Genomic DNA, 21595 nt, shown 5'->3' on the forward strand with positions numbered 1-21595 from the left:
AGTTCAGATTGTAAAAACTTCAGTCATACACCGGGATCAGGCGCGCATGCTCGACCCGGTCGGCGTCGATTTCGTAGCGCTCACCATCGACCTGCATAACGATGTTGTCATCCGTCACCGCCTCAATAATGCCGCGCAGGCGCCGGCGCTCAGCCAGTGGCTGGCGCAGCTTCACGTTCGCCTCGGCGCCGGTGTGGCGGGCGAACTGCGCCAGCGTGAACAGCGGCCGGTCGAGGCCCGGCGACGATACTTCCAAGGTATAAGCCGCTTTCAGTGGATCCTCAACATCGAGCACAGCCGAGACCTGGCCGCTGACCTGTTCACAGTCCTCGACCCGGATGCCGGCCTCGTTATCGATGTATATGCGCACCAGATCGCTCTTGCCCTTGTTACCCTGCTCGATGCCGAGCAACTCGTAACCCATGGCTTCTATGACCGGCTGCAACAGCCGGACCAGCGTCTGATTCTGGCGGTACACGTCGTTCTCCGGACCTGCCGGACGTCCGGCAGGGACAAAATTCCCGGCCCACAAACGAGAAAGTGGGCGCGCGGCCCACTTTCTTATTAAAGGCATTTCTTAAAGGCAGGCAAGTATAGCAACGCCGCCTCCTTCATGGCAATGCAGCAAATGCGGCCAATCGCCTGATTCCACGGCGCAAATGGCGCTGACCGCCGGGTATGCTCAGGCCGGCATGTCCGGCCGGGCGCCGATGTCGTTGCCGTGCTCGTCTATACAGGCCGGAATTGGCGCCCGCTGTTGACGGCCGAGAACCAGATCGGCCGCCTGGTCGGCGGCATCGACAAAGGGCATGAGGATCAAGTCGGCGCCCTTATCACGCAGCCGCTCGGCATCGCCGGTGTGTTGTGCGGCAATCGCAATACGGCCGGCAAAACCCTGATGTTTCAGGGCTTCGACCAGCACCCGCCGGGGATCGCCGTGGCTGAGTGGAGCCGAGACCACCGGTATCGCAGCGATCACCCAACCTACCCCGGCCAGCGGCAGGTGCATGACGAAGTCACTGTCCGCCATGTCGCCATACATGGCCGGGATACCCTGGCGCTTCCATGCGCGTACGTTGTCCGGGTCGAAGTCGACGCCCAGCACCTTCAGACCGCCCTGGTGCAGGCGTTCATACATGGCACTGCCGTAACGCCCCAGGCCGAACAGGATCACGTCATAGTGCTGATCGCTGGAAACAGCCATATCACCCTCTTCGCGGTGTGCCGAACGCCGTTCGAAAACGTTAAGCCAACCCTCAAAGAAACCGTATATCTGCTGTGAATACAGAATCATGTAAGTCGACAGCGCGATGGTGATTAAACCGACCAGCGTAACCAGGCCGACCGCCGATTCGTTGACGTGTCCCAGCGTCAGTCCCATGGCAATGAAGATCAGGGAAAACTCGCTGATCTGGGCTACGGTCAGTCCGGCGAGAAAACCGGTGCGCTTGCGATAGCCCATGTAGCCCATGATGATGAGCACGATCAGCGGATTGCCAATCAGCACGAACAGCGAAAATATCAGTGCAGCACCTAACTCATCGCCGATCAGGTACAGATCCAGTTGTGAACCGAGCGCGATAAAGAAAAACAGCAGCAGGAAATCGCGCAGACTGCCCAACCGGGTCGCGATCGCGTCGCGGTAATGCGTCGAGGCCAGCGACACGCCGGCGAGCAGGCCGCCCAGTTCCTTGCTGAAACCGAGGCCGTCGGCCATGGCAGCCAGAAAGGCCGCCCAGGCAATGGCAAACGTCACCAGCAGTTCCGGCGAACGTGCCACCATCTGCATCAGCCGTTCGGCAACATAGCGAATGAACAGGCCGGTACCGATCAGGAATAGCGCACCGAACATCAGGATACGGGCTATGTCGTAGAACGGGTTCTCGCCGCTGGCGCCCACCCCGACGGCCGACAACACGACCATGGCCAGTACCACGACCAGATCCTGGACGATGAGAAAACCGAGTGCGATACGGCCATGCAGCGAATCGATCTCGCGTTTATCGGACAGCAGCTTGACAATAATGATCGTACTGGAGAACGTCAGTGCCACGGCAATGTACAGACTGGTCACAGCGTCGAAACCGAGCGCGATCCCGATCAGGTAGCCGATGGCCGCGGTGAAGAACACCTGTCCCAGACCGGTCACCAGCGACACGGTGCCGATCGAACGTACCAGGTGCAGATCGAGTTTCAGACCAACCAGAAACAACAGCACGGCGATACCGAGCTTCGACAGCAGCTCGATTTCAGTGCCATCGCCAACCAGATCGAATCCCGCCGGTCCGGCCAGTATGCCGACGATGATGAAGCTCAATATCGTCGGCAGGCGCAGCAGCTGGCCGAAAACGCCGATAGCAGAAGCCAGCAACAGTAACCCGGCTACTTGCGTGAAAATATTGGTTTGCAGTAATTCCATTCAGTCTTCAACCCTGTCCATTCCGGGCTGGCACCCGTTAATGCACTCGATAGTTATTTAAATTTGATTGATTATGGCGCGGCAGATTGGCAGAGTCTCGGCCCCGCTTGTCGAACTTGGTAATTTTGCCATAGTTCTCAAACAGTTGCCTCTGCGTCATGTCGGGTTCAACAAGCATGCCGCGGCGCTCGGCCTGGTGTACAGGATATTCCCGGCAATCAGTGCATCATCAGCAGGCAGGTCGTAGTTCTTCTTTTACGATAGCGCGCCAACTAAAGGACCGGAACGCTTTTGACAGGGCAGCACTCTGAAGCAGTCCGTGACGTTGCATGGTCTGACCGAATCAACGGGTTGATGTGCTGAATTTGATGATTGAAGCGTACCGGCGTTACGCGCGGGCTGATCCGTCGACGGCACCGGCCCACGCCTGGCGATACAAACACCAGGTATTGCGACCCTGGCTTTTGGCGTCGTAAAGCGCCTGATCGGCGCGTTTAATCAATGCCGTGCGGACATCCGTCTCGTCCGGTAGCGCGAACATCGATCCGTAGAAGGCGATACCGATGCTGATCTGTACCTCCACAGAGTGCGTATCAAACCGGAAGGGCTCGGCGAGATTGGCCAGTAGCTTGCCGGCGAGATTCTCTGCTGCCGCGATCTGATTCACACCGGTCTGCATGAGGACAAACTCGTCACCGCCGATGCGTGCCAGCGTATCAGTTTGCCGGATCACGCCGGACAGCCGCTCTGCCACCTGATGCAGCAAGCGGTCACCCGCGGCATGCCCCAATGTGTCATTGACCTGCTTGAACTGGTCAAGATCGATCATATGCAGGGCCAGATTGTTACTGCTGCGATCACACTGGCGGATCGCCTGGTCCAGTCGATCAAATAACAGGTGGCGATTGGGCAGGCCCGTGACCTCGTCGAAATAGGCCATGTAGTTCAGCCGTTCGCGCGCAGTTTTTTCCGCGCTGATATCCAGACCGATGCCATCCCAGACCACGTCGCCATTGGCAAGCCGGGTCGGTTGCGCCTGGACACGCACCCAGCTGGTGCGACCATCCGGCAGAACGGCACGGTATTCCGTATAATAGGGTTCGATTCTGGCATGCGCCTCGGCGAAAACGCTTGCCAGAGCGTCGCGATCATCGGGGTGTATCAGCTCCCAGAAATCCTCGGGGTTGGCCATCAGGCGGTCCGGGTCGACACCGAACTGCTCGCGCAGTGATTCGCTCAGATAGGTAAAATGAAACGTGCCATCGACCGACTGCATGCGCTGGAAGATATAACCTGGCAGTCGACTGGTGACATTGGCCATGATGCGTTCATGTCGCGCCAGACGTGTCCGTGTTTTGGCCGCCTCGCATTCGCGTTCAATGGCCAGCGGTAATCGTTCGAGGTGATCCTTGGAGACGTAATCGTGGGCACCGTGTTTGATCAACGCGACCGCCCGGTCGTCGCTGATCCGGCCGGAAACAATAATGACGGGAATATCGTGGCCGAGGGTAGCGATCCTGTCCAGCACCTGCTCAATATCCAGTTCAGGCATCTTTGCGTCGCTGAGGACCACATCCCAGTCCGCTCGCTGCAACGCCTCGATCAGCGACGGCTCGTCAGCAACGCATTCAAGCGCTGCATCACCATCCGCATAGTCCAGCGCCTGCCGAATCAGTTCAGCATCGTTGGCCGAATCCTCAACCAGCAAAATATTGCGCTTGCACAAAGCACTGGCAGTGTCTTTCATCGGAATTTATAGAGGAATCCTGGCACCTGTAATGGAAAGACTATAGCAAGTTCGGTGGCAGCGGAAACCAAAAAATTGTCCGCCAGCAGGTTTAGTGACAGGTAATCGGTAATTAGTGATTGGCGGGCACCAACCCTAAAGATGGTAGCGGGGGCAGGATTTGACCGGTGACCTTCGCCCCTATAACAATCAGAGACCGGGGCACACGCAGTGTGCCGGGATCATGACCCGAAGAGCGCAAGCCCGAAACAAAAAAAGACCCGCTTAAAAGCGGGCCTTTTCGGTAAAGATGGTAGCGGGGGCAGGATTTGAACCTGCGACCTTCGGGTTATGAGCCCGACGAGCTGCCAGACTGCTCCACCCCGCAACTGTTCAGAGGCTGCGCAGTGTAATCATTGTCGGGTGTGATTTCAAGACATTGCCGTGGCTGACTTCAGCGCGCCACCGCTTCGAGTCGCACCGGCTGCCGACGCCGGCCCCAGTCCCCTGCTTTCGCCTCGAAACGGCCAGGTAACGGCGTCGCGCAATGGCGGCAGCGACCGTCGTCATCCAGATGCCAGGCACCGAGCTGATACCAGTCGCGCTCGATCAGCAGTTCACCACAACCGCTGCACCAGGTACTGCTGCCTTGCGGATCGTGTACGTTGCCGGTGTAGACGTAGTTCAGTCCGACCTGCCGGGCGATATGCCGGGCGCGGGTCAGTGTGGCTGTCGGCGTGTGCGCCTTGTCCCGCATCTTCCAGTCCGGGTGAAAGGCGGTGAAGTGTAATGGCACATCGTTGCCGAGATGTTCACTGATCCATTCACACTGAGCATGAATCTCTGCGTCGCTGTCGTTTTCATCCGGTATCAACAGCGTCGTTATCTCGAACCAGACGTCGGTTTCGTTGTGCAAATACTCCAGCGTTTCCAGCACCGGCTGCAGCTGGCTGCCGGTGACCTTCCTGTAAAAGCGTTCGCTGAAGGCTTTCAGATCAATATTCGCGGCATCCATGTAGCGATAAAACTCGGCGCGTGGCTCCGGGCAGACGTAACCGGCGCTGACTGCCACCGCCTGTACGCCAACCTCGTGACAGGCGGCGGCAACGTCGATGGCGTACTCGTGAAAGATCACCGGATCGTTGTAGGTGAATGCAACGCTGCGGCAGCCGAGTTCCCGTGCCGCCTCGGCCAGCCGTTGCGGCGAGGCACTGTCAGCCAGCGTATCGATCTCGCGCGACTTGCTGATGTCCCAGTTCTGGCAGAACTTGCAGGCCAGGTTGCAGCCGGCGGTACCGAATGACAGTACCGGTGACCCCGGCAGAAAATGGTTCAGCGGTTTCTTCTCGATCGGATCGACACAGAAGCCGCTGGAACGGCCGTAGGTCGTCAGCACAATCTCGCCGTTCTCGCAGGCGCGCACGAAACACAGGCCGCGCTGCCCCTCATGCAGCTTGCAGGCGCGCGGACAGACGTCGCACTGCACCCGGCCGTCCTCGAGCCGATGCCAATAGCGTGTAGCGACGCGATCCGAGCCATACTGCTGGCTGTAGTGATTATCGTTTGGTGTTTGCATGATGTTAGCGAAGTACGCGGTGACTACCTATACTCTAGACCAGTTCGGTCGGCGGCGGATTCCGCACTGCCGGAGCCGATATCCACTGGCTCAAACGAATACTCATTGGACCATGAACAGTACCGACAAGTTTAGCAATCATGTCCGCGAACCGGCGGTGGCGGGCCTATTCTACCCGGGCACCGCCACCGAGCTGCGTGCCAGTGTCGAACGCTGTCTGGCGCAGATCCCCGGCGACGCCGCTACACCACAGGCCAAGGCGATCATAGCCCCGCACGCCGGCTACGTCTTTTCCGGCACGGTAGCGGCGCGGGCCTACGCCGGCTGGCGCGATCTCGGCGACCCGATCAGCCGCGTGGTTGTACTGGGGCCGTCACACCGCGTCTACCTGCGCGGCATGGCGCTGCCGGCCAGTAGCGCCTTCATCACGCCGCTCGGCCGTGTCGATATCGACCGCGAACTGGCAGAACGCGTCCGGACCATGCCGGATGTCGTCATCGATGACACACCGCACGCCGCCGAACACAGTATCGAGGTGCAACTGCCGTTTCTGCAGACGCTGTTTCGCAACTTCGAGTTGCTGCCAGTCGTTGTCGGTGATGCCCGCGCAACATCCGTGGCGAGGCTGCTCGAACAGGTCTGGGGCGGCCCGGAGACGCGCATTGTCATCAGCACCGACCTGAGCCACTACCAGAACTACACTGCGGCCAATGCCATCGACAGCGCCACCAGCGCCGCGATCCGGACATTGCAATACGAGGCCATCGGCCCGGAACAGGCCTGTGGCTGCATGCCGTTGCGCGGTCTGCTTTATTACGCCCGCGAGCATGGCCTGCGTATTGATGAGCTGGCGCGCTGCAATTCCGGTGACACCGCCGGGCCGCGCGATCAGGTCGTTGGTTACGCCGCCTACGCCCTGCACGACTAGCAGCATGCCGGTTCAACAGGCGATTGATGACAGTGCCCTGCTGGCACTGGCCCGGCAGACGATAGCAACGGGACTCGAGCAGCACTGCCTGTGCCTGCCCGATGTCGAGACTTACTCAGAGCGTTGGCGCGAAGACACAGCGAGTTTTGTCACATTGAAACTGGCCGGCGATCTGCGCGGTTGCATCGGCACACTCGAAGCGGTCGAACCGCTGGTCACGAACGTCGCGCGCAACGCCTACAACGCCGCATTCAATGATCCGCGTTTCCCGCCGCTGACCGCCGTTGAGTTACCGCTGGCGCGTCTCAGCGTGTCATTGCTGACCGCGCCGGAACCGCTGGCATTCACCACGGAAAGCGACTTGCTGGAACAACTGCAGCCGCACAGCGACGGACTGATCATCGAGCGCGGTCAACAGCACGCCACGTTCCTGCCGACGGTATGGGACAGCGTGAAAACCCCGGTACAGTTTCTCCAGGCGCTGAAACAGAAGGCGGGACTGTCGCCCGATACGCAGCCCGAACGGGCCTGGCGCTATCGCACGCAAACTTGGCAGGAGCCGGATCCGGCGCCCGGTTAGCCCTGTTGCGCACCCAGCTGACGCGCGTTACGGCGCGCGCGTTCGGCCTCGGCTTCATTACCGAGCGCACTGTAGGCGCGGGCCAGCAATTCCCAGTTCCCGGCCATCAGACGACGATTCCCCGACGCCAGCGCATTCGACTTGTTGGCCAGATCGATCGCCGCCTGGTAGTCGCCCTGCTGCAGGCGCAGTACGCCCAGACGATGCCATAGCCAGGGATTTTTCGGTTCGATGCGCAAGGCGCGTTCCAGATTGGCAGCGGCCTTTTCATCCTCGCCGCCGGCGGCCTGCTCACGCGCCGTTTCCAGCAGGGCTACGACCGCCGGACTGGCTGTCGCCCGCTCGGGGGCCGGCTCCGGCGCCTTGACCGGCCGATCCGCAGCCGCCGTGTCACGCTCATCGCGTTCCGGGTCGCCTTCCGGCAGTGGTAACTTTTCCATCTCCGGCGCCGGCAGGCGCGATTCCACCGGTGCCTTGCGTTCCGACTCGGTCGCCGGCGGTGGCTGGCGCGAATCGGTCGGTGTGCGGCTGGCCGGCGGCCCGAATGAACAGGCACTACTGACCGCGAGAGCGGCAAGCAGGAGCGGCGGGAACAATAATCTCTGCATGGCGCGATTGTATTAGAAAAAGCGATCAAAGAACCGCTTCACGGGATTCGATTCGTGACACGGTTCAAAACCTTCCGGCAGATGCGGTTCGATGAACGGAAAGGCCGACGCGCCCTTGCAATCGTCATCCGTGCGCTTGCCGTCGATCACTTTCTGCCAGCGCACACCAGCGGGTGGCGTCAGGGTCAGCGGTTGCGGCGATTCCGCCAGCATCAGATCGATCCAGACCTGCAACGCGCCGCTGCTGCCGGTCAGGCCGGTGGGCCTGTTGTCATCACGCCCCACCCAGACCACGGCCAGCTTGTCACTGCCGTAACCGGCAAACCAGCTGTCACGCAGGTCGTTCGTGGTCCCGGTCTTGCCCGCCAGTGGCATCAGGTTCGGCAACCGTGCGCGTGCCGATTGCGCGGTACCACGCTCAATAACCTGGGTCAGCAGGAATGTCGTCAGGTAACTGGCCTTCAGCGGTGCCACCTGGTCGACCGACAGTGAATAGCGGCTCAGTGATTCGCCCTCGCTGTCCATGACCGCGACGATCGACTTCAACGGCGTACGGAAACCACCGGCGGCAAAAACCTGGTACATCTGCGCCACCTGTACGGGCGACATGTCCACGCTGCCGAGCATAATGGACGGATAGGCCGGTACGGACAGCCCCGGCAACAGTGTCTCGATCGTGTCGGCAACATTCTCGACACCGAGTTCGAGACCCAGATTGACCGTCGCCAGATTGTAGGAATTGGCCAGGGCCAGATACAGCGGCACCTCGCCATGCAGCTCGCGATCATAATTGTCCGGCACCCATTCGCTGCCGTCGGGCTGCGGCAGCCGCACCGGCGCATCCTCGATCGGCGTAATCACGCTGTAGCGCTGTGGCTGCATCAGAGCCGTCAGATACACGGCCGGTTTGATCAGCGAACCGACCGGCCGATTTGCATCCAGTGCCCGATTGAAACCGGCGCCCTGCTCACCGCGCTGGCCGATCAACGCGGTGATCTCACCGGTATCGACGCTGGTCAGGACCACTGCCCCCTGCAAGTCGCGACTGCGTTCACCGACCTGTTCCAGTGCATCCAGGCGCTGTGCCAGTGCTGCATCGGCACGCCTTTGTGCGACCGGATCCATGGTGGTAAAGATGCGCAGTCCGGCATTCTGCAAATCGTCACTGGCGTATTCGCGATGCAACTGGCGCCGGACCAGGTCGACGAAAGCGGGATAACGATCCGAGGTCCAGCCGGGTGCATCACTAACACCCAGCGGCTTTCCCTGTAAGCGTTCGGCCACGGCCGGCTCGATAAAATCCTGCTCGGCCATAAGCCGCAACACCAAATCGCGCCGCTCGCGGGCGCGTTCCGGGTGACGGCGGGGATTGTAATACGAGGCGCCACGTACCAGACCTACCAGCATGGCAAGCTGATCGGTGCGCAGCTCGGTCAGCGGCCGGCGAAAATAAAACTCGGCGGCCAGGCCAAAGCCGTGAATCGCATTGTTGCCCTGCTGTCCCAGGTAGACTTCGTTTATATAGGCCTCGAGGATCGCCTGCTTGTCATAATGCAGTTCCAGTGACAGCGCCATGATCGCTTCGTTGAATTTTCGCCACAGACTGCGATCCTGGGTCAGGTAAAAGTTCTTCACCAGCTGCTGCGTCAGGGTACTGCCACCCTGGCGAATATCACCGGCCAGCAGGTTGACCCAGGCGGCACGGACTATGGCCAGCGGATCGATTCCGTGGTGCGAATAGAAATTCCGATCCTCAACCGCAATCAGGGCATCGACCAATGGCTGCGGTATCTGCTCACCGCGCACCAGAATGCGGTCCTCGTGATGCTCCGGATAGATCTTGCCGATGACCTGCGGTTCCAGCCGCAATACCGGAATAGTCTCGCCACCGGTCGCTGATATCGAGCTGATGCCGCCGGCATCGAACTGCAGTAACGCATAGCGGCCTTGCTCAACCGCGTCGGGGAAACTGAAATTGCGACTGTGCAAGCCAACTCGCGTGGCACTGACGGCATATTCACCCGGCTCATCAGCCCGCTGTACCCGTTCATAGCCCAGCGCTCTGAGTTCGGCCAGCAAGGCGTCACGTGTCAGATCCTGGCCGACATACAGTTCAAGCGGACGCGCATAGACGCGTGCCGGCACAGCCCAGCGCTTGCCTTCAAAGGCAGTACGGACCTGGTAGTCCAGCCATAGGACGTAGACCGCGGCGATAGCGCCAAACGCGATGACCAGTGATAACCACAGACCGAGACGGGAAGTTCGACGGGCGTTCTTTTTACGTTGACGACGTTTGGGTTTGGACATGGAATCTGAACAGACAGTGATTCAAGCAAGTGTCGAAAATTCGACAGTCAGGGGCAAATTGCTTTGTGGTCGGAAATTCTAACCGATAATGAAAAAGGGCCCCATATCACTATGGGGCCCTCAATGAATAACTACCAACCGGCCGCTCAGATTTTTTTCGCCGCAGCCAGTTTCCTGGCTATTTCACGGCGCCTCTGCTGACGCGCCCTGATGGTTGCCTGCGCCTCGCGGCGCCGCTCAGAGTCGCGTCTGGCCGGCGTCTCAGCTTCACGCCTTACTTTTTTTTCGTCCGGCGCTTGGCCTTCTTCTTGGTAGTCTTCTTCTTGCTGGCTTTCTTCTTGGTAGCCTTCTTCTTGGCTACCTTTTTCTTGGCCTTCTTCTTGGTGGCCTTCTTCTTGGCCGCCTTTTTCTTGGCCTTCTTCTTGGTAGCCTTCTTCTTGGCTACCTTCTTCTTAGCCTTCTTCTTGGTAGCTTTCTTCTTGGCCGCCTTTTTCTTGGCCTTCTTCTTGGTAGCCTTCTTCTTGGCTACCTTCTTCTTGGCAGCCGTTTTCTTCTTGGCTGCCTTCTTCTTGGCGGTCTTCTTCTTAGCTACCTTCTTCTTGGCCACCTTCTTCTTGGCGGCCGTCTTCTTCTTACTGCGAGTTGTCTTCTTCTTACTAATTGCCATAACGATTGACTCCCCGTTTGGTCCTGTTTGGCGTTTAAGTCCTGTTAGCTACAGCAGATGAAAACAGAACTTGCAACTTATTATAGTAATCTTTTTTTCATTTTCTAATTTTTTTTGCAATTTTTTTCATCTGGTGCTATCGCAAGACCAGGCGATGGCGGTCCACTAACGCTACGATCGGTTCATCGATCAGCGTTCATGCAAGCCGACATAAGCTATCGACCGCACCGCTCCAGCGCCTCTATGACCTGTTGTTTGACCGCATCAACCGATTGCATACCGTCTATCTCGATGTACTGCGGCGCGTCGGCAGCCTTTGTTTCAAGCCATTTTTTGTAATAGCCCACCAGCGGCTCGGTCTGTTCATGGTAGACCTCCAGGCGCTTGCGCACGGTTGCTTCCTTGTCGTCATCGCGCTGAATCAGGGGCTCGCCGGTCACATCGTCATAGCCGGGATTCTCGGGCGGGTTGAACTCGACATGATAGGTGCGGCCGGAATCCGGATGCACACGTCGGCCACTCATGCGGCGGATGATTTCCTCATCATCGGCCTTCAGCTCAAGCACACAGTCGATGGTGATGCCGGTTGCCTTCAATCCCTCGGCCTGTGCAAGAGTGCGCGGGAAACCGTCCATCATGAAACCGTTGGCGCAATCGGACTGCTGCACACGCTCCTCGACCAGGGCCAGAATCAGGTCGTCGGAAACCAGCTCGCCGGCATCCATGACCTGCTTGGCCTGCTGGCCCAGCGGTGTGCCGGCCTTGACCGCGGCACGCAGCATATCGCCGGTGGATATCTGCGGAATGCCGAAATGTTCCTTGATGTATGTGGCCTGGGTACCTTTACCGGCACCGGGCGGCCCTAGCAGAATCAGTTTCACTGCGTTCTCCTCCAGTTTGATGTTGTCAGGGTGCTATGTTATTTAATGCGGGAATTCTGCGATTTTTCGGTCAGCGTGAAAATAGAACTCGACAGTCAGGCCGATGCCGGCAATCGCATAGAGGCCTACAGCCCCGGCCAGATCGTTATTGCCGAGCGGCACTATAACACGAGCCTTATTGTCAGCCCCGAGCAGCTTGTCAGTGACTGGCCGCCGCAACAGTGGTCCGATCTTGCGGCGCATCATCTTGATGCGGTCATCGAACTGCAGCCGGAGATCATCATCATCGGTACCGGCCGGCACCTGCATTTTCCCGCCAATGACGTGCTGCAGCCGTTGCTGAACGGCGAGTTCGGCTACGAGATCATGGACACCGGTGCCGCGTGTCGCTGTTATAACGTGCTGGCCACCGAGGGCCGGCGCGTCGTGGCGGCGTTGATGATGATCGAGACCGGGGACGCAGGCACAATCAATGAACGGTGACCGAATACCGTGCGTCGGTATTGTCAATCACTATGCACCAGTCACTGATTACCGCGCTAGCTCTCTGAAAACAGCGCCTCGACCGAGAAACCCTCACGCTCGAGTATCTGCCGCAGACGCTTGATCGCCTCGATCTGGATCTGGCGCACGCGCTCGCGCGTGACGCCGAGTTCATTGCCGATTTCTTCCAGCGTCGCGACTTCGCGGCCATGCAGACCGAAACGATGTTCGACCACGGCACACTGCTTGTCGGTAAGCTGGGATAACCAGGTATCGATATGGCGTTGGATGTCGCTATTTTGCAACAGCAACGAGGGATCGAGGTTGTGCTCGTCGGGGATCATGTCGAGCAGGGACTTGTCGGAGTCATAGCCGGCCGGGGTATCCACCGAGGTAACGCGCTCGTTCAGACCGAGCATGCGTTTCACCTCCTCGATCGGCCGATCCAGCATTTGCGCGACGTCTTCCGGATTGGGTTCACGATCCAGCTGCTGTGCGAGCTTGCGCGCGGCACGCAGGTAGATATTGATTTCCTTGACGACGTGGATCGGCAAACGCACTGTACGGGTCTGGTTCATCAGCGCCCGCTCGATGGTCTGGCGGATCCACCAGGTGGCGTAGGTGGAAAACCGGAAACCCTTTTCCGGATCGAACTTCTCGACCGCGCGAATCAGACCGAGATTGCCCTCCTCGATCAAATCCAGCAGCGCCAGGCCGCGGTTCATGTAACGCCGCGCGATTTTCACGACCAGCCGCAGATTGCTCTCGATCATGCGCCGGCGCGCGGCCGGATCACCCTTGCGCGACAGCCGCGCGTAGTAGACCTCCTCTTCCGCGCTCAGCAGCGGCGAAAAACCGATTTCGCTCAGATACAGGCGGGTGGCGTCGAGCTCGCCCTCGGGAATGGTGCCGGCGCTGTAGGAACTCTTCGTTTCAGCCGTAGCAGGGGCGGTGACCGCTTCGGGTTCGGTGTCGCCGTCATCGGCCTCAAAATCGGCGCCCTTGTCGTTGTCAGCGAACTGTTCGACGTCGCTGTCATAAATCTCGGAGGGATTCTCTTCCTCGTTAGTCTGGCTTTCCTTGGAATCGACGCGAGGCATGAGTAAACAGGGATCAGCGGTTAACGCTAACCCTGCCGGTCCGGCAGATGTTGGAGTGGATCGATGGGCTGACCGTCGCGGCGTATCTCAAAATGCAAAGCGGCAGCACCATCACTGGCTGCCCCCATTGTCGCAATTTTCTGACCGCCCTTGACACTGTCACCTTCTTTAACAAGCAACTCATTGTTGTGCGCATAGGCACTGAGGTATGTGGCATTGTGTTTGATGATAATAAGCTTTCCGTAGCCGATAAGTCCACTCCCACTGTACACCACCTGGCCGGCGGCGGCAGCAGCGATCGGCTGTTTCAGGCGGCCGCTGATCTTGATGCCCTTTTCGCCGGTTGGCGATTTCGCCCGCACCAGCTTGCCTTCGGTCGGCCATGACCACTGCACCGGCCCGTCAGCAGCCGCCTGTTTGTCGCCGCCAGTGGGTTGGGCCGCAGCCTGCCGGCGCTGTTCGGGTTGTTGTTTCGCCTCGCTGCGCGGCAGCGGCGGTGACGGCTTTTTATCAGTACTGGAACGGCTCAGCGGCGGTGACGGCGCACCGCGTGTTGTCTTGGCCGCAGCCGCGACCGACTGGCCGGTTGGCGGTCGCAGACGGATGCGATCGCCGGGATAGATGGTGTACGGCTGACGAATGTTGTTCCAGCGGGCGACATTGCGATAGTCGAGCCCGTAGCGCCAGGCCACACCATAAAGTGTGTCGCCACGGCTGACGATATGCTGACCACTGGCCGGTATCGCACGTTGCTCACGAGCGCGCTGCTGGCTGCTGTCAGCGTCGCGCGCCGTCACCCCGGGGCCACTGACCGGCGCCCGGCCACTGCCGGCACAACCGTATACAAACGCCATCAGCAGCAATACGACCCAGACACCGGCCAAAGGCAAAGCATGGCGCCCGGTGCATGGCGATGTACGCATTCAGACAAGCCCTTCCAGCATTGGCACGAAACTTACCATATCCAGCGGCGTTTCTTCATAGCTGTCATCGGCCTTGCGGGTGATCGCCAGCAGCTTCTGCTCACCACTGCGCCCGACCGGGATCAGCAAACGACCACCGACGGCCAACTGATCCAGCAACTGTTGCGGTACACCGATCGGTGCCGCTGTTACCAGGATACCGTCGAACGGTCCCTGCTCGGGCCAACCGAGATTGCCATCGGCGTACTTGGTGCGGATGTTGCGCAGACCGAGCGAATGAAAATGCTCACGTGCCCGATCCAGTAATGCGCTGATACGCTCAACCGTGTAAATCCGTTCCGCCAGACCGGCCAGTATCACCGTCTGGTAACCGCAGCCGGTGCCGATCTCGAGGACCCGCTTCATCGTCTGACCGGGTGGCAACTCCTGCATCAATGCCTCGGTCATGCGCGCAACGATGTACGGCTGCGAGATGGTCTGGCCATAACCGATGGGCAGCGCCGTGTTTTCATAGGCGCGGCTGGACAGCGCTTCGTCGATGAAAATATGCCGTGGCACACGGCGCATGGCGTCGAGTATGCCTTCATCGCGAATGCCCATGGCGCGCAGCTTTTCCACCAGCCGGTCGCGTGCCCGCTGCGATGTCATGCCGATACCGGTAAAACGTTTATTCATCGGCGTCGACTTCGTTCAGCCACGCGCCGAGCATTTCCATGCTGCTGTAACGGGTCAGATCCACTTGCATGGGCGTAACCGAGACGCAGCCGGCGCGCACGGCATGAAAATCCGTGCCGGGGCCGGCATCTTCCTCGCCACCGACCGGACCGACCCAGTAAACATCGCGACCGCGCGGATCCTGGGCCCGGATCGCGGGTTCGGATTTATGCCGGTGACCGAGGCGCGTCACCTCATAGCCAGCCAGTTCCGCGTAAGGGACGTCCGGTATATTCACGTTCAGCAGAACGTCATTCTGCAAGGGCCGCTTTTGCAGGTTATCGACCAGCCTGAGCACCACCTGTACCGCTGTGTCGTAATGATGCGGCGCGCTGCCGGTCAGTGATACCGCCATCGCCGGTATACCGAGGAAACGTCCTTCCATGGCCGCAGCCACCGTACCCGAATAGAGCACGTCGTCGCCGAGATTGGCGCCATTGTTGATGCCGCTGATCACCATGTCCGGCTCCTCTTCGAGTAAACCGGTAATGGCCAGATGGACGCAGTCGGTGGGCGTGCCGTTGACGAAAATGAAACCGTTTGGTGCCTGTTGCGGCCGGATCGGCATATCCAGCGTCAGTGAATTGCTGGCGCCGCTACGATCGCGATCCGGCGCGACCACAGTGATCGTACCGATGGCCGCGACGGCCCGGGCCAGACAGGCAAGGCCCTCGGCCTGAAATCCATCATCGTTACTGAGCAGAAAATGCATGTCGGGCAGGTCAGTCCAGCGCCACCCGGCAGGGCGGCGGATTTGTGGCAAAAACGTTATTGTGCCTCGTGTCGGCGCATCCGTGAATAGCCAACACGTCCATCTGCAGCGTTATGTAGCCGGCAACGCAGCCAGCAGAAACTCCAGCAACGCTTTCTGCGCATGCAGGCGATTGCCGGCTTCTTCCCAGACCACACTCTGTGGTCCGTCAATCACCTCCGCCGTCACTTCCTCACCGCGATGCGCCGGCAGACAGTGCATGAACAGCGCGTCTGGTGCCGCCAGCTGCATGAGCGCAGCATTGACCTGGTAAGGCATGAACAGCGCGGCGCGCGACTGCGCTTCTTCCTCCTGGCCCATGCTGGCCCAGACATCGGTCACGACCAGATCAGCGCCGGCAACCGCCGCCTGCGGATCCGTGGTCACCATGACGCGGTCACCGGCCTCCGCAACGCGGTCCGCATCCGGCGCATAGTCAGCCGGTGCGGCAACATTGAACTTGAAATCCAGCAGCCGGGCGGCGTTGATGTACGAGTTGCACATGTTATTGCCATCGCCCAGCCAGGCTACGGTACGGCCCTGGATCGAGCCCCGGTATTCGTACCAGGTCTGCAGGTCGGCCAGCAGCTGACACGGATGCAGTGTATCCGACAGGCCGTTGATGACCGGCACCGTGGCATACGCGGCGAGTGTCTCGATAGTAGCGTGATCGTAGGTACGCAACATGATGCAGTCGACCATCTGCGACAATACCCGTGCCGTATCCTCGATCGGTTCACCCCGTCCGATCTGCGAACCGGTCGGCGACAGGTAGATGGCGTGGCCGCCCAGATGCGCCATTGCCGTCTCGAACGATACCCGCGTGCGCGTCGACGACTTCTCGAAAATCATCGCCAGCACGCGACCCGGCAACGGCTGGCTTATATGCCCCTGGCGGACGTCGGACTTCACCGCGATGGCACGTTGGATGATGCGTTCCAGTTCATCGCGTTCGAGATCCATCAAACTCAGAAAATGTCTTACCGCCATGGCTATGTTCCCTGATTCAAAAATTGCCGCACGATGTCGCTGACACCCGCCACGATACGATCGGCTTCATCATCGCTCAGTATCAGCGGTGGCAGCAGGCGAATGACTTTATCGGCCGTGACGTTGATCAACAGCCGTTGCTGTAGCGCGTCGGTTACGAGTTGCTGACACGGCCGATCGAGTTCAACACCGATCATCAGTCCGTGACCGCGCACCGCGGTTACGCCGGGCTGATCCTGCAACGCATTTTGCAGACCTGTAAGCATACGCGTGCCGAGTTCCGCCGCGCGCGCGACCAGGCCGTCGCCGGCAATCGTATCGATGACCGTCAGCGCGGCGCGTGCCGCGAACGGATTGCCGCCAAAAGTCGAACCGTGATTGCCGGGCTGAAACAGATCCGCGGCCCGGCCACTGGCCAGGCAGGCGCCGATCGGCACGCCATTGCCCAATGCCTTGGCGAGCGTCATGACATCGGGCGTAATGGCTTCATGCTGACAGGCAAACCACTGGCCGGTTCGTCCCATGCCGGTCTGTACCTCATCGAGCATCAGCAACCATTCGTGCGCGTCGCACAAGCGCCGCAGCGATCCCAGATAATCCGCCGGCGGAATGTGAATACCGCCCTCGCCCTGCACCGGCTCGACCAGTACCGCGACGATATCCGGATACTCGGCGGCGGCCCGTTCCACGGCTTCGATGTCGCCATAAGGCACGCGCACGAAACCCGGTACCAGCGGCGTGAACCCCTTCTGCACCTTGACACTGCCGGTGGCACTCAGAGTTGCCAGGGTACGGCCGTGAAAGGCGTTTTCCATGACCACGATCTTCGGCCGGCTGACATCGCGCTGATGGCCGTAAAGCCGTGCCAGCTTGATCGCTGCTTCATTCGCCTCGGCTCCTGAATTGCAGAAGAAAACCCGATCCATGCCGGCGACATCGATAAGTTTTTCGCCCAGCTGTTCCTGCAGCGGAATGCGGTAAATGTTCGATGTATGCACCAGGCGCCCGGCCTGCGCTGACAGTGCCTCGGCCAGCGCCGGATGCGCATGGCCCAGGCCACAGACAGCGATACCGCTCAGGGCATCGAGATAGGCCTCACCGTGCTGGTCATACAGCCAGGCACCGGCACCGCGCTCGAAAGCGACATCCAGCTGGGCATAGGTAGTCATCAGACTCGACATGTCGATCACTCAGGATTATTCGTGACTCGCGTTCAGTGACGCAACAAACAACCGATTCAAAATAAAAAAGGCAGCCCGCGAACAGGCTGCCCCATACAGGGTTCGGGCAGGCCGTAGCGCAGCAGCCGGAAATCGGCCTGCAGCGCTACAGTGCCGGCCGGATTTTTAACCGCCGAAATTGCGCGCGGCGAAATCCCAGTTCACCAGCTGCCAGAATGCCTCCAGGTACTTCGGCCGGGCATTGCGGTAGTCGATGTAGTAGGCGTGTTCCCAGACATCGCAGGTCAGGATCGGTTTCAGATCATCCTGCAGGGGATTGCCGGCATCATCGGTATTGACGACTTCCAGCTTGCCGGACTTGTTGACGACCAGCCAGGTCCAGCCGGAACCGAAGTTGCCGACAGCCTTTTCGTTGAACTGCTTGCGCAACTCATCGGCAGAACCGAAGGCATCGTCGATCGCCTTGCCCAGATCGCCGCTCGGATCCTTGCCGCCCTTGGGCGACATCGAGTTCCAGTAGAACGTGTGGTTCCACACCTGTGCGGCCTGGTTGAACAGCTTGCCGGCCGGCGCCTGCTTGATGATGTCCTCCAGCGACGCCTCCTTGAATTCGCTGTCCGGCAGCATCTTGTTCAGTGTGTCGACATAGGTCTGGTGATGCTTGCCGTAGTGGTATTCCAGCGTCTCGGCTGAAATATGCGGCGCCAGGGCATCTTTGGCGTACGGCAGCTCAGGTAATTTATGTTCCATGACAACCTCGTAAGTCTTTGTGCTTGCTCGCGAATTTAATGAAACTATAATTTCATCATTTAGCCCTAGTATAAAGTAAAGCCGCGGGGGTCTCCAACCGATACCTGATAATGGCGTGCACCCGCGCACCCCCCACGCAATCCCGGTGCTAGCGTATGGATCCAGTCGAACTGTCCCTGTTTACTAGCCGCATCCAGGCCGTCTGCGACGAAATGGGCGCCGTGTTGCGTTTTGCCGCTTTCTCGCCGAATATCCGCGACCGGCTCGACTATTCCTGCGCGGTATTCGACCCGCAGGGCCAACTCTGCGGCCAGGCCGCGCATATTCCGGTCCACCTCGGCAGCATGGCCTACGCGATGCAGGATCTGGTCGGACGCTTCGACTGGCAGCCCGGCGACATGGTCATCGTCAACGACCCCTACCTGGGCGGCACCCACCTGCCCGACGTCACCCTGATCGCACCGGTATTCCCGCAAGGCGCCACGGCGCCGGCGGCGTTCGTCGCCAACCGCGCCCACCACGCCGACATCGGCGCGGCAACGCCCGGTTCCATGCCGTTGACCAGTCAGCTCGCCGACGAGGGCGTGCTGCTGTCGCCACAGCTGTTGCTGCGCGCCGGCGACATCGATGCCGGCGTGTTCGACCGTATCCTCGAGGCACTGAACAACCCGGCCCAGGCCGAGGCCGACTTTCGCGCCCAGATCAGCGCCAACGACTGTGGCCGCCGGCGCCTGGGCGAACTCATAGACGCGCGCGGGCCGGCGGATTTTACTGCCGCGCTGGCAGCCCTGAACGACTACGGCGAGCGTCTTGCCCGCGACGGTCTGCGCCAGTTGCCCGATGGCGCCTACGACTTCGCCGACGTCATGGATGACGACGGTCTCGGCCGCGAAGACATCGCCATCCGTGTCAGTCTGAAAGTTAACGACGGCGCCATCGAGCTCGACTTCAGCGGCACCGCCGAGCAGGTCGACGGCAACATCAACTGCCCGCTGTCAGTCACTGCGGCGGCGGTCTATTACAGCCTGCACTGCCTGATGCCGGCGCGCACGCCGGCCTGCGCCGGCAGCTTCCGGCCGATCACGTTCACCGCGCCGGCCGGCTGCCTGATCAATGCCAATGCACCGGCAGCGGTGGCCGCCGGCAACGTCGAGACCAGCAGCCGCATCGTCGACGTCATACTCGGCGCACTGGCCGTGGCGGCACCGGAACGCATACCGGCTGCCAGCCAGGGCACGATGAACAATCTGGCGATGGGCGGCGACGGCTGGGACTATTACGAGACCATCGCCGGCGGCATGGGCGCCGGCCGCGACGGTGGCGGCCTCGACGGCGTGCAGACGCACATGACCAATACGCTGAACACGCCGATCGAGATCGTTGAAATGCAGTACCCGCTGCGCATCAATCGCTACAGCCTGCGCGACGGCTCCGGCGGTGGCGGTGCCCGATCCGGAGGCAACGGCCTGATCCGCGAATACACGTTCCTCGGCGCGACCTCGATCACGTTGCTGACCGAGCGCCGCCGCCACGCGCCCTGGGGACTTGCCGGCGGGCAACCGGGCGCCTGCGGCGAGAACTGGTTTAATGACACGCCGGTGCCGCCCAAGGCCAACCTGACCGCCACTGCCGGCGACCAACTGACACTGGCAACCCCGGGCGGCGGTGGCTGGGGCGATAACGGCTGAGCAGCGCAGGCGTATTAGGCGCCAATCACGCGAAACTGGTAAAATGTGTGCAGTGCAACGCGATCTTCTACCAATTTTCCGTATAGAGGTTTTACCGATGGATGTCATGGAACAAATCAAGCAGTCAATTGAAAGCAGCCCAATCGTGCTGTTCATGAAGGGCACGCCGGACATGCCGCAGTGCGGCTTTTCGATGCGCACCGCCGAGGCGCTGAAAGCCTGCAATGTCGAGTTTGCCTACGTCGACGTGCTGGCGCAGCCGGAAGTACGATCCAACCTGCCACAGTATTCACACTGGCCGACCTTTCCACAGCTGTTCATCAACGGCGAACTCGTCGGCGGCTGCGACATCGTGCTGGAGCTGTTCCAGAAAGGCGAACTGCAGACCATGACGCAGAGTGCGGGCAGCCAGCAGGCCAGCGCCGGTTAAACGACTGAGGGCGTCCTTTAGGCCGTGTCCGGCGTCTGGTCTGGTGTACGCCGCCAGACACAGACGCCGCCACACTTTTCATCCAGTTCATCCAGCCGCCGTTCGTGGGCCTCGAGTTCGGCTTCCGGTACCCGCACCGGCGTTACCTGCGGCCGTTCGCCGCCACCCAGCAGTTCACTGGCATCTATGCGTCGGTGACCACCCGCAACCAGGGTTAAATCCTCCTGGCCACTGGTCATGGTCAGGTACACGTCCAGCAGTATCTCGGCGTCCAGCAACGCGCCATGCAGTTGACGTTGTGAATTATCCACTTCCAGACGCTTGCACAACTCGTCCAGGCTGTTGCGCTTGCCCGGGTAAGTCTTGCGCGCCATATCCAGCGTATCGGTAACCGTGCAGTAATCCTCAATACAACCCCAGGCCTTGCCGAGCCGTTCCAGTTCGGCATTGATAAAGGCAACATCGAACGGCGCGTTGTGAATGATCAGCTCGGCGTCACGGACAAAGTCAATGAAGTCATTGGCGATGTCACTGAAACGCGGTTTGTCGGCGAGGAAGTCATTACCGATGCCGTGCACATCGAAAGCCCCTTCATCGATCTGGCGTTCCGGGTTGATATATTGGTGGAACTGGCGCTGCGTCTGACGCCGGTTGCGCAGTTCGACGCAACCGATCTCGATGATGCGATGGCCCTGACTGGGCTCCAGGCCGGTGGTTTCAGTATCCAGGACTACTTGGCGCATGATTAGTGATTAGTGATTAGTGATTAGTGATTAGTGATTAGTGATTTAAATAAGCCTGACCGACACCGTTTGAATGTCAAGAATAAAAAATTAACTTCAACGCCCAATTAACTAGCCGAACAGGATCTCGGTTACAGCATGGTATGCAAA

Annotated in this window: 21 protein-coding genes and 1 tRNA gene; 5 read left to right on the forward strand and 17 right to left on the reverse strand. The window is 59.9% G+C overall.

Features of this window, described 5'->3' with window-relative positions; all coding sequences use genetic code 11:
* Positions 1-19: 19 nt before the first annotated feature.
* The 5 genes from rimP to amrS all read right to left on the reverse strand — a co-directional run bounded on the left by rimP (position 20) and on the right by amrS (position 5721).
* On the reverse strand, positions 20-478 hold the full coding sequence (gene rimP, locus J2T55_RS07515) for a ribosome maturation factor RimP (protein ID WP_259055296.1): 459 nt from the start codon (positions 476-478) through the stop codon (positions 20-22).
* 204 nt (positions 479-682) lie between these two features.
* The gene (locus J2T55_RS07520) at positions 683-2419 is read right to left on the reverse strand and encodes a cation:proton antiporter (protein ID WP_259055298.1); all 1737 of its coding nucleotides are present in this window, start codon (positions 2417-2419) and stop codon (positions 683-685) included.
* Positions 2420-2807: 388 nt separating this feature from the next.
* A complete protein-coding gene (locus J2T55_RS07525; protein WP_259055299.1) occupies positions 2808-4166 on the reverse strand; it encodes a diguanylate cyclase domain-containing protein in 1359 nt (452 codons plus the stop codon).
* Positions 4167-4456: 290 nt separating this feature from the next.
* Positions 4457-4533 (reverse strand) — tRNA-Met (locus J2T55_RS07530).
* A 66-nt stretch (positions 4534-4599) separates the two neighbouring features.
* Entirely contained in the window at positions 4600-5721 is a 1122-nt protein-coding gene (gene amrS / locus J2T55_RS07535; RefSeq protein ID WP_259055300.1) for an AmmeMemoRadiSam system radical SAM enzyme, read from the reverse strand.
* 112 nt (positions 5722-5833) lie between these two features.
* On the opposite strand from amrS, the gene amrB reads away from it, so the two are divergent.
* Entirely contained in the window at positions 5834-6649 is an 816-nt protein-coding gene (gene amrB / locus J2T55_RS07540; protein WP_259055302.1) for an AmmeMemoRadiSam system protein B, read from the forward strand.
* 4 nt (positions 6650-6653) lie between these two features.
* Complete coding sequence (gene amrA / locus J2T55_RS07545; RefSeq protein ID WP_259055304.1) at positions 6654-7229, forward strand: AmmeMemoRadiSam system protein A; 576 nt, start codon at positions 6654-6656, stop codon at positions 7227-7229.
* Here amrA and J2T55_RS07550 read toward each other — a convergent pair.
* The 4 genes from J2T55_RS07550 to adk form a co-directional block, all read right to left on the reverse strand.
* Entirely contained in the window at positions 7226-7837 is a 612-nt protein-coding gene (locus tag J2T55_RS07550; protein ID WP_259055305.1) for a tetratricopeptide repeat protein, read from the reverse strand. The genes amrA and J2T55_RS07550 overlap by 4 nt on opposite strands.
* Before the next feature lie 12 nt (positions 7838-7849).
* Positions 7850-10144: a penicillin-binding protein 1B gene (mrcB, locus tag J2T55_RS07555; RefSeq protein ID WP_259055306.1), complete on the reverse strand. Its 2295-nt coding sequence runs from the start codon at positions 10142-10144 to the stop codon at positions 7850-7852.
* Between the two features lie 274 nt (positions 10145-10418).
* The gene (locus tag J2T55_RS07560; protein WP_259055438.1) at positions 10419-10811 is read right to left on the reverse strand and encodes a hypothetical protein; all 393 of its coding nucleotides are present in this window, start codon (positions 10809-10811) and stop codon (positions 10419-10421) included.
* A gap of 215 nt (positions 10812-11026) precedes the next feature.
* Complete coding sequence (gene adk / locus J2T55_RS07565; protein ID WP_259055307.1) at positions 11027-11692, reverse strand: adenylate kinase; 666 nt, start codon at positions 11690-11692, stop codon at positions 11027-11029.
* Between the two features lie 45 nt (positions 11693-11737).
* On the opposite strand from adk, the gene J2T55_RS07570 reads away from it, so the two are divergent.
* The gene (locus tag J2T55_RS07570) at positions 11738-12175 is read left to right on the forward strand and encodes an Mth938-like domain-containing protein (protein ID WP_259055309.1); all 438 of its coding nucleotides are present in this window, start codon (positions 11738-11740) and stop codon (positions 12173-12175) included.
* 56 nt (positions 12176-12231) lie between these two features.
* Here J2T55_RS07570 and rpoS read toward each other — a convergent pair whose 3' ends face one another.
* The 7 genes from rpoS to J2T55_RS07605 form a co-directional block, all read right to left on the reverse strand.
* Positions 12232-13275, reverse strand: coding sequence for an RNA polymerase sigma factor RpoS (rpoS, locus tag J2T55_RS07575; protein ID WP_259055312.1), 1044 nt, complete (start codon positions 13273-13275; stop codon positions 12232-12234).
* 26 nt (positions 13276-13301) lie between these two features.
* Complete coding sequence (locus J2T55_RS07580; RefSeq protein ID WP_259055313.1) at positions 13302-14198, reverse strand: peptidoglycan DD-metalloendopeptidase family protein; 897 nt, start codon at positions 14196-14198, stop codon at positions 13302-13304.
* Entirely contained in the window at positions 14199-14873 is a 675-nt protein-coding gene (locus tag J2T55_RS07585; protein WP_259055315.1) for a protein-L-isoaspartate(D-aspartate) O-methyltransferase, read from the reverse strand.
* A complete protein-coding gene (surE, locus tag J2T55_RS07590) occupies positions 14866-15624 on the reverse strand; it encodes a 5'/3'-nucleotidase SurE (protein WP_259055317.1) in 759 nt (252 codons plus the stop codon). Before surE ends, J2T55_RS07585 begins: the two co-directional genes overlap by 8 nt.
* A 111-nt stretch (positions 15625-15735) precedes the next feature.
* Positions 15736-16653, reverse strand: coding sequence for an ornithine carbamoyltransferase (gene argF, locus J2T55_RS07595; protein ID WP_259055319.1), 918 nt, complete (start codon positions 16651-16653; stop codon positions 15736-15738).
* A 2-nt stretch (positions 16654-16655) separates the two neighbouring features.
* Positions 16656-17834, reverse strand: coding sequence for an acetylornithine transaminase (locus tag J2T55_RS07600; protein ID WP_259055320.1), 1179 nt, complete (start codon positions 17832-17834; stop codon positions 16656-16658).
* Between the two features lie 165 nt (positions 17835-17999).
* Positions 18000-18584, reverse strand: a complete 585-nt coding sequence (locus J2T55_RS07605; RefSeq protein WP_259055322.1) for a superoxide dismutase — start codon at positions 18582-18584, stop codon at positions 18000-18002.
* A gap of 155 nt (positions 18585-18739) precedes the next feature.
* Here J2T55_RS07605 and J2T55_RS07610 point away from each other — a divergent pair, with 155 nt between their 5' ends.
* Entirely contained in the window at positions 18740-20272 is a 1533-nt protein-coding gene (locus J2T55_RS07610; protein ID WP_259055324.1) for a hydantoinase B/oxoprolinase family protein, read from the forward strand.
* Between the two features lie 97 nt (positions 20273-20369).
* Positions 20370-20702 (forward strand): Grx4 family monothiol glutaredoxin, encoded by a 333-nt coding sequence (gene grxD / locus J2T55_RS07615; protein WP_259055326.1) that lies wholly within the window; start codon positions 20370-20372, stop codon positions 20700-20702.
* Between the two features lie 17 nt (positions 20703-20719).
* Here grxD and dnaQ read toward each other — a convergent pair whose 3' ends face one another.
* The gene (gene dnaQ, locus J2T55_RS07620; RefSeq protein WP_259055328.1) at positions 20720-21445 is read right to left on the reverse strand and encodes a DNA polymerase III subunit epsilon; all 726 of its coding nucleotides are present in this window, start codon (positions 21443-21445) and stop codon (positions 20720-20722) included.
* Positions 21446-21595 lie beyond the last annotated feature (150 nt).

The sequence above is a fragment of the Methylohalomonas lacus genome (assembly GCF_024808875.1).
Classification (GTDB): domain Bacteria; phylum Pseudomonadota; class Gammaproteobacteria; order Methylohalomonadales; family Methylohalomonadaceae; genus Methylohalomonas; species Methylohalomonas lacus.